A 13,116-nucleotide genomic window follows, 5' to 3' on the forward strand; every position below is an offset into this window, starting at 1 on the left:
CCGCGGTGCAGACCTTATGGGAGCAAATCTGAAAAAGAAAGATTTACAAGGTGCAAATTTAAGAGGAGCATATTTAATTGCGGCAAACTTAAATGGAGCAGACTTACGAGGGGCAGATCTCATCGGAGCAGATTTACGAGATGCAGATATTCGCGGGACTGATTTTACAAATAGTATTTTCCTGACGCAAGTTCAAGTTAATGCGGCTAGAGGGGACAAACATACGAAATTACCGAAATTATTGTCTCGTCCATCGCATTGGAGTGCGTAAAGAGTGAGGAGTATTTAGTGTGGATATATTTCAGTATTTAGAAGAGGTGCAAGAGGATGCCTTTTCGTTAGCAGTAGAGCAAATAGAAGCGAAGTATTATGATATTTGTTGCATGTTGGCGTCTACAGAATATGCAGAACGAATTAAAGCAATTGATTTAGAGTCATATAAGGAAAGTATTAGAGTAGGTTTGGATGCAGCTGTAGAAATGGCTACTAATGAAGAAGCAAAGGCGATTTATTTTGAGTATGATCTTGATAACGAGTGGAATAGTCAGTTTTATCCCGCATTAACGGGCAGTAAGACCCCCACCTCAAAATTCAGCGAAAGCAAAGAAGTTACGTGGGAAGTCAACTGCCCGTAAAAGCCCGATTGGTTCAACTAATAATCAGTGGGGATGAAGAACGCCCCCACTGATTAAAGTTTCACTTTATATTTGTGAGGAATATGTTTCAATGGAAGAAGAGGACGATAATTGGGCTTCAGAATGGACATATAATATTGAGGGGCCGGGGTCTGTAGAATTAGCGGATATGTATAATGAAAATGGCTTTGACACAAGTGAAAAAGCAATCGGTATAACTTTATATTTAATTGCTAAAACGCTGTGTAGTTTTATAAGTGTACGTAGTGAAGTGCAAAGTAATATACCGATTTGTATTGGTTTTCACGACCAAGATCCAATTATACGAACAGGCAGAGACTAAGAATCTCTGCCTGCTTTTTATTTCTTTTCAAAAGTAGTAATTAAAACGCTACATATAATGAGAATACCACCAATGAAAAAGTTACTATTTAATGTTTCATTTAAGAGCAACCAACCAAGTAACGATCCAACGATAGGTTGGAAGAAGAAAAATAAGGAACCGATGCTTGCATCCAGTAATTCTAATCCTTTATTCCAAAGGAAAAAGGCACCTGCTGTTGAGACGATTCCTAAGTATAATACGCCTAATATTACGTACGTATTTACTGTTCCGATAGAGGCCGCTTGTAGCTCCCATATCATAAAAGGTGTAATAAAAAAGAGTGAAAAGAAAATTGCGTACGTTGTAATAACTAAGGATGAAAATTGGATTGAAGTGATTTTTACATAAATAGATAGTAAAGCCCACGTAATAGCGGCTCCAACTAAAATGATTGTTCCGATAAAATAGGAGCCGATTTCAATATCCCATCCGATTACGATAATGACACCGATTGTCGCTATTATAGTAGATAAAAGTCTACGAGCAGTTAGTTTTTCTTTCAAAATGAGCGCTGCAAATATAACCATAAATGCAGGTGTAGCTGATGTAACTAACGAGCCTGTATGAGCGTCGGATAATTTTGTTCCGATAAATTGGCATGTGATTGAAATGAAATAGCCGATAAATCCAATCCAAGCGAATAATAGCCAATCTTTTTTGCGAATGGTTGCTTTTTTCTTTTGCTTTTTCTCAGCTATTTTCAAAATGAAATACAAAACAACAAAAGCGATAATAAAGCGTAACCAAACGAGTGTCAGTGGTGGGATAAAATCGAGTATGTATTTGCTAACAACATACATACCACCCCATATACTTGCTGTTAGTGATAAATATATAGCTCCTAAAATTGTTTGTTTCATGTAAAGTACCTCCGTCTATTTTTAGGGTAATATGAGTTCCCTAAGACGAGGCGTAGTGTATGTGCTAAATGAATGCCCGTCTTAGTTTATAGACGGCCTACAGGCTGATCGTTTTCGAATGAAGTGTTGTAGTACATGAGTGCATTCCTCCTTCATATTTTATAATGATATTATAACTTAATTTTCAGTTTATTGTACTGGGTTATTTTTTTAGAAATAGAACGGTATGTTCTAAAATAAGAAAATTTGAAAAGAACAGGTGATTTCATAAATATATTTGGCTAGCACGTAATTAATGAAATTTAATAATTTAATTATATAAGTAGAATCATATTCTATAAGTTTAAGAAAATATATGAAGTTGTGTATAAATTGTGAATAATAAACCGTCACGTTTGACTGTACAGTTTATGTGTTGTATGATGTAAGTAATATAAACAAGGGGGGAAGATCGTTGGGAAGGTGTATCGAATCGGACAGTTGGCTCTCATGGCTCACGTGTCGAAACGAACGATTGATTATTATACGAATCTAGGTATCTTAAAAGCGGAGCGATCTCAATCTAATTATCGCTATTACGACGAAACAGCATTTGAGACATTACAATTTATTGAGAAGTGCAAAGAAATGCATATGCCGCTTTGTGAGATTAAAGAGAAAATCGAGGAGAAGAAGAAGCTGCTCGGTATCAATGAACACGTTTCGAAACAAGTGAATGAAGTGACAGACCATATTCACCGATTAGAAGTGGAGCTTACTGAGTTAAAACCGCTTTTAGATGAATTGACTGATTCACAACGTGAAAAAATATCGAAATCTTTATCAGGTCAAACGACAGCTTTAATACAGACACTTGCTCTATTATTATAGAATAAGTGAAATCCGACCTCTTTAATTTTTGTATCGGGCTATGTTTTCTAACAAACAAATAAGAAAACATTATAGTATACAGGAGGTGGACACCTTAGTTTTTTAACTAAGGGGATTCATTGGAAATATTTAATTTAGTCATGGTTGCGATTTTAATCGCATTTACTGGATTTTTCGTAGCAGCAGAGTTTGCGATTGTAAAGATACGTTCAAGCCGTATCGATCAGCTTGTTGCGGAAGGAAAACGCGGTGCTTTAGCAGCGAAAAAGGTAACAACAAATTTAGATGAATATTTATCTGCTTGTCAATTAGGTATTACAGTTACAGCTATGGGATTAGGTTGGTTAGGTGAACCGACAATCGAAAAGTTATTACACCCGTTATTTGAGAAATGGAACTTAAATCCTTCTATTTCATCAGTATTAACATTTGGTCTTGCTTTTATGATTATGACGTATTTACACGTTGTAGTAGGGGAATTAGCTCCGAAAACGATGGCAATTCAAAAGGCTGAAAGGGTAACGTTATTATTGGCAGGTCCATTAATGATGTTCTATAAAGTAATGTATCCATTTATTTGGGTATTGAACGGTTCAGCTCGTGTGATAACTGGTTTATTCGGTTTAAAGCCAGCTTCAGAACATGAAGTAGCTCATACAGAAGAAGAATTACGTCTTATCCTTTCAGATAGCTATGAAAGCGGCGAAATTAATCAAGCTGAATACAAGTATGTAAATAACATTTTTGAATTTGATAATCGTATTGCGAAAGAGATTATGGTACCGCGAACAGAAATCATTGGTTTCTACCTGGAAGATTCAGTAGAAGAACACATGAAAGTAATCCAAAATGAGCGATACACACGTTATCCGATTTTTGGAGAAGATAAAGATGATATTATCGGTATGGTCAACGTAAAAGATTTCTTTATTCGATATATGACCGAGGATCAAAAAGATTTATCATCTATTCGCTCGTATATGCGTCCGATTATTGAAGTGATGGAAACGACTCCAATTCACGATTTATTACTTCAAATGCAGAAAAAGCGAATTCCGATGGCTGTTTTATATGATGAGTACGGAGGAACAGCCGGAATTGTAACGCTTGAAGATATCTTGGAGGAAATCGTCGGCGAAATCCGTGACGAATATGATGAAGATGAAGCACCACCAATTCAACATGTGAACGAGCAACATATCATTGTTGATGGAAAAGTGCTTATCTCAGAAGTGAAAGATTTATTTGGATTACACATCGAAGAAGATGATGTGGATACAATCGGTGGATGGATTATGATGCAAAATCATGAAATCGAAGAAGGACAACACGTTGAGGCGGAAGGTTATGAATTTAAAGTGTTAGAAAAAGACGCTTACCAAATTAAACGTGTTGAAATTCGTAAGATGGAACAAGAACAAGAAGAAGAGAAAGCAGCAACTGTGTAAGTTGCTGCTTTTCTTCTAAAGTACAAAAAATGAGAACTTAGGAGCGGATATTTTGATTCAAGAAGCCTTACGTGTATATCGATTACAATTGTATGTGATCTTTAGTGGTTTACTACTTATGTGGACGATTACTCCGTTTGGAAAACAAGTGACAGGGTTTGGTATTGGATTAGCAGTAAGCGCCTATTGTCTTTGGTTATTAGCTCGCAGGGTGGAGAAACTCGGAAAAAGTATCGTAATGAAGGAAAAGGCTCCTGGGTTAGGAGTTCTAAACCGATTTGCAGCTGCCATTTTAGGAGCAATCATCATGTATGAAATTGAGCATGAAATGGAAATGTGGGCATTTGGTACAGGCATTTTAGGTGGTCACTTTTTAATGATTGCAAATTTAGCTTATGCGAATATGCAGTTAGTGAAAGAGGAAGAGGAAGAGAAGCAAAGGGAACATGCTTCGAAAAACATAGAGCTATGATGAAAGGGGCCTAATGGGGTTCCTTTTTTGTGTTTAAGTGAGCTAATGAAAGGAATCAATTTTACGACAAATATAATACGCTTCTTTTTTTTGTTTTTCAATAGTATGAAAAATAATGTAAAAAAATTTAAAAACCCATCGATTTCTAAAGGTTATGTATGTTATTATGACAAAAGACTTTTTGAAAGAGGTGGATACCAATGTTACAAGCGTTACTTATTTTTGTGCTTCAAATTATTTATGTTCCAATTTTAACAATCCGTACGATTTTGCTTGTAAAGAATCAAACAAGATCCGCTGCTGGTGTTGGATTGTTAGAAGGAGCTATTTACATTGTCAGTTTAGGTATTGTGTTTCAAGATTTATCAAATTGGATGAACATCGTTGCCTATGTCATTGGCTTTAGTACAGGACTTTTATTAGGCGGTTATATAGAGAATAAATTAGCAATTGGTTATATTACGTATCAAGTTAGTTTACTAGACCGTTGTAATGAATTAGTAGATGAACTACGTCACTCTGGATTTGGTGTTACGGTATTTGAAGGCGAAGGAATTAATTCTATACGTTATCGCTTAGATATCGTTGCAAAGCGCTCTAGAGAGAAAGAACTGTTAGAAATCATTAATAAAATTGCACCGAAAGCGTTTATGTCTTCTTATGAAATCCGTTCATTTAAAGGCGGATATTTAACGAAGGCGATGAAGAAGAGAGCGTTAATGAAGAAGAAAGATGAACATGCATCGTAAAGAAAAGGGAGTAGTGCAGCTTTAAAAGCACGGCATAACCCCCATATGTAAAAGAGAGGAATCAAGTTTGAAAAAGATTCCTCTCTTTTTTATGTATTATTTTTTTCTACTCTTTCTTAAATTAACAAGTAACCATACAACTTGAATAATTATTGGTAATATAAATGCAATTAATAAAACGATAAAGGCTATTAATTTCAGCTCAGGTGTTTGAGTAACACCGGTCCCATCAACCTCTCTTAGCAAAATGATAGCTGTCAATATCCCGAAAGCTATAATCCAAAATATGTTACCAATCCACCAATAAATCCATCTTCTTTTCATGCTAGCACCCCTTATATTTACCCACTGTTAAAAGTAAATTTTCGTTCGTTACATTTATAATGAAATGCCTATAAAATTAATTTTTTTTAACTGTATACCTAACTTGTTTAAAGGTTACCATTTCTCCATCTTTATCATCATCTTTTGTTTGCAAAAGTTGAACTTTTGGCTTGTAGTCCGTCCTATGAGCGTGTTCGATATCTTTAATGTTAAGCTTGTAGGATTCACCATTATTAATTTTTTGTTCCAATACTTTTTTATTAGCAACATAAATAAAGGTCACTTTATTTTCATCAATGCCCTCGGTCTTAATTTCTAATTCATTATCTTTTGTTGTAATGGTTGGTGTTAATAATTCCATACTGCCGTTTCCAGTTTCTAAAGAATTTCCTGCAATAGCTGAACATCCGGATAATATGATTCCGGTGAATAGAAGAACAGCTAATTTCTGTTTCATAACATCCCTCAATTCCATGTGAATTTTGATTTTGGTATTGCTAGATTACTAGTGTGGAGCGTAAATGTTTAGTTAGTACCCTTTTAATTGTACCATAATATGTAAATTAAAACAGGATGTATATCCAATTTAAGGGAGATTAAAAAATTTACTGATTGTTGTAAATTCGTGTGTTTTAGCTTCTATTTCAATCGAAATGTAGACGAGAGAAAGAAATTTTTTTATAGAAATTATAATTTTTACATTTTACAATAATGATAGGGAATAGATGAATTCATTTACTTCGGAGGTAGTTATTTGAACATTAATGAGAAGGCAATTGAAATGTTTGAACAAAATAAATATGAGGAAGCAATGGAACTGTTTCAACAAGCAGTACATGAATCTAGAGACGTACAATCTCTCAATAATCTGGCTTGGATGTACTTTTATGAGGAAGAGAATGATGATAAAGCTCTTGAATTAATAAGAGAAGTTGTTAAGTTGAATCCTTCTTCATACTTTCCTTATAACATCTTAGGGGAAATTTACACGAAACAAGAAAAATGGGAAGAAGCGAAAGAAGTATTGCAAAAATCTATTTCGATGCAACCATCGGATGAAGCATTTCACAATGTAGCTGTAGCGCATTATAACCTTGGAGAGTTAGAAAAAGCTTCGGAATTTTTTTTGCGAGTTGCAGGGGATTCGGACTATATAATGTATAGCTATGTAAAATGCTTAATTGATTTAGGGCGAACGACAGAAGCGAAAGAGAAGTTAGATGCTTTTAACAGGAAATCTGATAATTTTTTAGGAGAAATTCATGTAGCAGATTTATATGTTGAGTTGAATTGCTATAACGAAGCAATTGAATGGTTCGAAAAGGGATACAAAGAAGTTTGGAAAAGTCCTAACTGGATTGGTAGGTTTGTATATGCTCTATATAAAGCTAATAATTTCTCCCGTATAAATGAAGTTATACAGGAATCTATCGAAGCGAAAACATCAGAAATAGAAGATGTTCAGAATGAAGAAGTAGAAGAAAACTGGACAGAAAAAGATAAGAAAGAGTTAATTGAGGAATATACAGAAGAGAATAATTGTTATAAAACAATGATAGAACGTATCAAATCTGGATATGTTCCAGGGTTAGAATTTGAAACTTATCATTTAGGGGGGTGCTATTTATTTGGTTGTAAAAGACATAATCATCTTGAATATGAAAAATAAAAAGATTCGACTGTCAAGTATGATGGTCGAATTTTTTTATTATAGGTTGCTTGTCTAAAGGTACCATTTCAATTGTAATGTGTTAAAGAGGTTTCGTCTCATTACATAGGTATATATCCTCTTTAGAGCTCCCTTTTTTAATATTTAAAATATGGAGTGAAATAAAACCAATAACTCCTATTCCGCCGAAAATAAGCCATGGTGTATACATTCCGTTTAAATTGGATGTAAACGATGTCCCGGTATAGTTACCGATGATAAAACCAAATGCGAGTGATAGTTGATAAAATCCGAAGAAAGTGGCTGTATATGATTCATTACTGTAATTTGCAATAGCGATATCAGCGTTAGGTAATACGAGTGTTTCACCGATTGTAAATAAAATTACACAAATAAAGAGCCAATATGGGTGTTGAAATAAAGGAATGAGTAAAAAGGAAATACTCATTAATAAAACACCGTATTTAATAATCGAAAGTGTGTTGTATTTGTGGAATAATTTTCGGAATAATACCATAAATATGACGCCTGTTATCGCATTTATCGTAATAACGAGTGTAGCAAGTTGATTGCTATTACTAATGTTTTTCATATGAAGTGGAAGTGCGACAGTAAGCTGAGTAAACATAATATAGAAGAAAATCATGATAAAGGAAAACAGAAGGAAAGACTTGTTTTGTAAGATGGCCTGTATTCCTAATGTAATAGACGTGTTTTCAGTAGTGACTTGGAAGTGATTTTTAAGTAAGTAAAAGATAAAAGCAAATAACAGCATAAGAGATCCTGTTAGAGAGAAAGCGTAGAGTGGATCGAGTAAGAGTAAGAACCCTCCTGCAATTGGTCCGATTATTGCACCGCAATTAAAGCTAAGGTTTAAATATGTAAATAAATTTTTTCTCAAATGAGCTGGCTGTGAGCCAAATATAGCGCGAGCGGCAGGTTCGTAAAATGCAGTTCCGAAGCCAATAAGTGCAGAAGAAATAGAAATTGTATAGAAATCAGAGCATATTCCTAAAGCGATAAATCCGATTCCTCTCAAAAATAAACCAGCTATCATCATAATGATATAGCCTATTTTGTCAGCAATTAACCCTGAGAATAATGGGATAACTCGTGATGTAATTGTCATAACCGTCAACACTGTTCCTACTTGGACAGCAGAAAAATGAAGAAAGGTTAATAGATAAATAGCTAAAAATGCGTATACTGCAAAATACCCAAAAGACATAAAAAATGAAGAAATAAGCATGAAACGTATCGGTGTTGAGAAACTTTTCATAGAAATCCCCCTAATTATGTAACCAGTAAAATTATTTGATGGTTAACTATTTTATACTATAATTATACATAAAGTCAGAAAAAAGTAAATTTTAAGAAGAAGGTGGATCGAATTGAATCAAAACGCTCCAAATGAACTAGAATATATTCGGGAATTTTTAAATACATGGAGAATACCAAACGATACGAGAGAGCCAATTGATTTGCTGCAAACAAAAGAAGATATAAAGCTCTTTATGAAAGAATATTTTGATGAAGAGTTTCCATTTCATACGATAGAGGAATTAAGAAATTTTCGAGAAGATATTCGGATGACAATTGAAGGCGAAGAATCATTGCAAAAATGGTTAGAGAAATACCCATTTCATGTACATATAAAGGAAGATATGAAAGGTATTACATATGAACCAGTATATGAAGAGAATGTGTATACAAAAGTGCTAAGCATTGTGTTAATGTCAATTCAAGAAAATGTGTGGGGAAGGTTAAAAGCATGTCCAGATTGTCGCTGGGTATTTTATGATCATTCGCGAAATGGAAGTAAAAGATGGTGCGGTATGTATGCTGGAGAAGAAGGAGGAAGAGCATGCGGGACGATTGCAAAAGTGAAAAACTACCGGGCGAAGAGAAAAGGGCGATCTGGTTATGATATGTAAGTAATATTAGAGAAAGAAAAATGGATGGGGGGAATGATATGGAAGGCACACAAATGTTAGCTTTAAACAAAAAGTGTTGGGATACAGTTGCACCATATTTCTTTCAAGTGGATTGTTTACCGAAATATGGTCCGTATACGGCGTCTGAAGATGAGATTCATTTGTTCGATTCAATTAGAAATAAAAAAGTTCTTGATATTGGGTGTGGAAGTGGACATTCGTTGCAATATATGGCAGAGCATAGGGCAGAGGAAGTATGGGGTCTTGATCTTTCAAGTGAACAAATTAAAACAGCGAATAAAACGTAAAAGCGTTGGAATCCAAAGTTAATATGCGGAGCAATGGAAGAAGAAGGAGATATTCAGAAAGGGTATTTTGATATTATATATTCCATTTATGCATTAGGTTGGACTTCAAATTTAGGAAAAACAGTAGAGTTTATATATTCCTATTTAAAGCCAGGAGAAAGTTTTATTTTTAGTTGGGAGCACCCAGTATATTCAAACTTACAATATGGTACAGAAGAAGTTGCTATAAAGTCTTCTTATCATGAGGAAACGTCCATTACGTTTGAAACATTTAAAGGAGAAAATGTACAAGCGATATTATATAAGAGAAAAATAAGTACATATATAAATGAGTTAAATAGAGCAGGCTTTATAATTGAGAGAATAGAAGAGCCTGAACCATCGAGCTCGTTTGATGGAGAACTAGCTGAGCCGTCTACGAAATATTATTCTTTATATAAAGCTAGGATGGTACCAACTACTTTTATTATTAAGGCGAGGAAACAAATTGTTTTATAAAAAGAAGCCTATCGTTTCAAATAGTTGAAATGATAGGCTTCTTTATTTTTAAAAAATAAGGTCAGAGGTGTACTTTTTTAAAAAAAATGCATTTCATATAAAAGGTGTAATGATTTTAGGGAAGGGGGATTGTTGTGCGTCATCATAAAAATTGCAAAAAATTCGGAGTGGCACTGCCTCTTCCGCTTATAGGTGCAACTGGTCCAACAGGTCCAACAGGTAATAGTGGCCCTGTAGGTCCAACTGGAGGGCATGAAGGTCCTGTTGGTCCAACAGGGATGACTGGACCGACGGGAGCAACTGGTCCCCAAGGACCTCAAGGTATCAGGGGAATACAAGGTTCGCGAGGGACAACAGGAGCGCAGGGAATACAAGGAGCTGTTGGTGATACCGGAGAGCAAGGTATAACTGGTCCAACTGGCCTCCAAGGTGCTCAAGGATTAATCGGAAACCAAGGTCCAATTGGTGATATTGGGGTACAAGGATTAGAAGGAACACAGGGAGCTACGGGTCCTGCTGGTAGTCAAGGAATACAGGGCATACAAGGAATACAAGGGGAAGTAGGTGAGCGAGGACAAACAGGGGCACAAGGAATACAAGGAGAGAGAGGGGTAACTGGAGTTCCAGGGGTAACTGGTTCCCAAGGTCCTCAAGGTGTTCAAGGGATACAAGGAGAGCAAGGGGCTACTGGTATACAAGGAGAAGACGGCGCTCAAGGAATACAAGGAATTACTGGAGAACAAGGACACCAAGGTGATCAAGGGGCACAAGGTGTAGTAGGACCAACTGGTTCTACTGGAATACAAGGTCCTCAAGGTATAAGCGGAATAAAGGGAATAACCGGTGTAACAGGCCCTCAAGGTCCACAAGGAGTTCAAGGAATACAAGGAGTAAGTGGATCCACAGGTTTTCAAGGAGCAAAAGGAGTACGAGGGATAACAGGAGCAACTGGTCCTACTGGTACACAAGGCTCAGAAGGACCACCGGGTGGTCCGACGGGAACAACCGGTCCAATTGGTCCATCTAGTGGAGTGACTGGTCCATCAGGTCCACCCGGCCCGCCAGGAGGTCCAACAGGTCCAACGGGTGCGACTGGTTCAACAGGTGTAAGCGGAGGGATAGGACCAATTGGAGCGCAAGGAGTGCAAGGTATAACAGGTCCAACAGGTCCTCAAGGTGTAAGGGGAGTCCAAGGTTCCCAAGGTGTAGTTGGAGCAGTTGGAGTCCAAGGGGCACAAGGTCCTCAAGGTAACCCAGGTATAACGGGTCCAACGGGTGCAGAAGGTTCTCAAGGAATACAAGGTACGCGTGGAGTAACTGGTCCGACAGGTGCAGAAGGCCCTAAAGGTATTCAAGGTATTCAAGGTGTAATAGGCCCAACAGGTGCACAAGGAATGGTGGGAATACAAGGGATAGCCGGTCCAGCTGGTGTTACAGGAGCGGAAGGAGTTCAAGGTGAACAAGGAATCCGAGGAGCAACTGGTCCAGCTGGAGCGCAAGGTATACAAGGAGTACAAGGAATTCAAGGGGAAACAGGAGCAGCTGGAGCACAAGGTCCTCAAGGAGTTCAAGGGATACAAGGGACTACGGGATTGACAGGTGCACAAGGTGCACAAGGTCTTCAAGGAGTGCAAGGAATAATCGGTCCGACTGGAGCTATTGGTTTGCAAGGTCCTCAAGGATTACAAGGAATAACGGGTCCAACAGGAGTTCAAGGAGTGCAAGGAATACAAGGAGTGCAAGGAATAATCGGTCCAACAGGAGCACAAGGAATTAGAGGTCCCCAAGGAAATACAGGGGAGGTCGGTATAACTGGCCCTCAAGGAGTCCAAGGGGCACAAGGTAGTCAAGGACCCCAAGGCCCACAAGGGAATATTGGAATTACTGGTGCAAAGGGTGAAACTGGAGCTACTGGAGCAACCGGGTCAACTGGACCACAAGGTGTGCAAGGTGTTCAAGGGATTACGGGAATACAAGGAATAACAGGAATGACAGGCGATATAGGTGCAACGGGTCCGCAAGGAATACAAGGTATACAAGGAATTCAAGGTTTGCAAGGCCCAATTGGAGCAAGTGGGGTGACAGGTGCTAGTGGTAGTATAGGCCCAGTTGGAGCGCAAGGTAGTCAGGGGCAAAACGGAGCGGTTGGACCAACAGGCGCAACTGGTAATGTAGGATCAATAGGTTTCTCGGGGATAGCAGGAGCGACTGGAGCGACTGGTTTACCTAGTGGGGGCGGTTATTTCTTTTCCACTGCAACGAGTACAATTGCAGCGAATGCGCTAATACCAATTAATTCTGGTTCTACAATTTTTGGAGCAGGAGTTAGTTTAACAAATGCGACAACTATAACGTTAAGTACGCCAGGGATATATTTAATAAGTTATTATTTTCAAGGGGATGCAATTTTGGGGAATGAAACGATTTCGGTAAGGCTTGTTTTAAACGGAACGCAAGTTGCAGGGAGTTTTATTCTTTATGTTACAAAAGGTAATTTTATATTAGAACCAGCGATTTCAAATACGATGGTAATTGAAGTTACTTCTCCAAATTCCACTTTGTCATTACAAAATGGTCCATTAGCTATTGGGCATGTAACGACATTAGCGGGAGTAATAACAGCTAGCTTAAACATATTACAAATAGTTTGATGCGTTACAAACGGGAGGAGATGCTTGTGAAGAATCAAGATAAGTGTAGTAAGTTTCAAGCACCTATTCCTTTTCCGCCGCCAGGTATTACGGGGCCCACTGGACCAACCGGTCCAACAGGAGCAACAGGGGCAACAGGGGCGACAGGAGCAACAGGAGCAACAGGAATCCAAGGAGTGCAAGGAATACAGGGTCCAACAGGAGCAACCGGTTTAACAGGTTTGCAAGGGGTACAGGGGCCGATGGGGGCAACAGGTCCAACGGGTGACCAAGGCATTCAAGGTCCACAAGGGATACAAGGAGTAACCGGCCC

The 13,116-nt window shown here is 37.6% G+C and carries 12 protein-coding genes and 3 pseudogenes; 11 read left to right on the forward strand and 4 right to left on the reverse strand.

The genetic code is table 11. The features are described from left to right. Together MR167_RS27700 and MR167_RS33760 are read left to right on the forward strand one after the other, a co-directional pair. Window positions 1-271 (forward strand): pentapeptide repeat-containing protein (locus tag MR167_RS27700; protein ID WP_242315983.1); only part of this gene is annotated, 271 nt, incomplete at its 5' end. A 19-nt stretch (window positions 272-290) separates the two neighbouring features. Then, window positions 291-978 (forward strand): annotated as a pseudogene (locus MR167_RS33760) (hypothetical protein). Window positions 979-995: 17 nt separating this feature from the next. Here MR167_RS33760 and MR167_RS27715 read toward each other — a convergent pair. Further along, entirely contained in the window at window positions 996-1,880 is an 885-nt protein-coding gene (locus tag MR167_RS27715; RefSeq protein ID WP_242315985.1) for a DMT family transporter, read from the reverse strand. Between the two features lie 462 nt (window positions 1,881-2,342). On the opposite strand from MR167_RS27715, the gene MR167_RS27720 reads away from it, so the two are divergent. From MR167_RS27720 to MR167_RS27735, 4 genes are all read left to right on the forward strand, one after another. Then, window positions 2,343-2,750 (forward strand): MerR family transcriptional regulator, encoded by a 408-nt coding sequence (locus MR167_RS27720; RefSeq protein ID WP_000285639.1) that lies wholly within the window; start codon window positions 2,343-2,345, stop codon window positions 2,748-2,750. Window positions 2,751-2,869: 119 nt separating this feature from the next. Further along, entirely contained in the window at window positions 2,870-4,198 is a 1,329-nt protein-coding gene (locus MR167_RS27725) for a hemolysin family protein (RefSeq protein ID WP_000402255.1), read from the forward strand. 52 nt (window positions 4,199-4,250) lie between these two features. After that, window positions 4,251-4,670, forward strand: a complete 420-nt coding sequence (locus MR167_RS27730; protein ID WP_000613871.1) for an ATP synthase subunit I — start codon at window positions 4,251-4,253, stop codon at window positions 4,668-4,670. Window positions 4,671-4,870: 200 nt separating this feature from the next. After that, a complete protein-coding gene (locus MR167_RS27735; RefSeq protein ID WP_000938443.1) occupies window positions 4,871-5,419 on the forward strand; it encodes a DUF2179 domain-containing protein in 549 nt (182 codons plus the stop codon). 96 nt (window positions 5,420-5,515) lie between these two features. On the opposite strand, the gene MR167_RS27740 is transcribed toward MR167_RS27735, so the two are convergent. Together MR167_RS27740 and MR167_RS27745 are read right to left on the reverse strand one after the other, a co-directional pair. Further along, window positions 5,516-5,743: a DUF3923 family protein gene (locus MR167_RS27740; protein ID WP_000830329.1), complete on the reverse strand. Its 228-nt coding sequence runs from the start codon at window positions 5,741-5,743 to the stop codon at window positions 5,516-5,518. Window positions 5,744-5,819: 76 nt separating this feature from the next. After that, on the reverse strand, window positions 5,820-6,200 hold the full coding sequence (locus MR167_RS27745; RefSeq protein WP_000810640.1) for a hypothetical protein: 381 nt from the start codon (window positions 6,198-6,200) through the stop codon (window positions 5,820-5,822). Window positions 6,201-6,497: 297 nt separating this feature from the next. On the opposite strand from MR167_RS27745, the gene MR167_RS27750 reads away from it, so the two are divergent. After that, window positions 6,498-7,412: a tetratricopeptide repeat protein gene (locus MR167_RS27750; protein WP_001024467.1), complete on the forward strand. Its 915-nt coding sequence runs from the start codon at window positions 6,498-6,500 to the stop codon at window positions 7,410-7,412. An 82-nt stretch (window positions 7,413-7,494) separates the two neighbouring features. On the opposite strand, the gene MR167_RS27755 is transcribed toward MR167_RS27750, so the two are convergent. Further along, window positions 7,495-8,691, reverse strand: coding sequence for an MDR family MFS transporter (locus tag MR167_RS27755; protein WP_000834869.1), 1,197 nt, complete (start codon window positions 8,689-8,691; stop codon window positions 7,495-7,497). A gap of 112 nt (window positions 8,692-8,803) precedes the next feature. Between MR167_RS27755 and MR167_RS27760 the strand changes: the two genes are divergently transcribed. The 4 genes and pseudogenes from MR167_RS27760 to MR167_RS27775 form a co-directional block, all read left to right on the forward strand. Continuing rightward, complete coding sequence (locus tag MR167_RS27760) at window positions 8,804-9,346, forward strand: CGNR zinc finger domain-containing protein (protein WP_001072948.1); 543 nt, start codon at window positions 8,804-8,806, stop codon at window positions 9,344-9,346. A 38-nt stretch (window positions 9,347-9,384) separates the two neighbouring features. Continuing rightward, window positions 9,385-10,152, forward strand: a pseudogene (locus MR167_RS27765) (class I SAM-dependent methyltransferase). 134 nt (window positions 10,153-10,286) lie between these two features. Beyond that, window positions 10,287-12,803, forward strand: a complete 2,517-nt coding sequence (locus tag MR167_RS27770; protein WP_242315988.1) for a collagen-like protein — start codon at window positions 10,287-10,289, stop codon at window positions 12,801-12,803. Window positions 12,804-12,823: 20 nt separating this feature from the next. After that, window positions 12,824-13,116, forward strand: a pseudogene (locus MR167_RS27775) (hypothetical protein); the annotation flags it as partial.

Source organism: Bacillus cereus group sp. BfR-BA-01355 (assembly GCF_022663675.1).
Lineage (GTDB): Bacteria > Bacillota > Bacilli > Bacillales > Bacillaceae_G > Bacillus_A > Bacillus_A thuringiensis_S.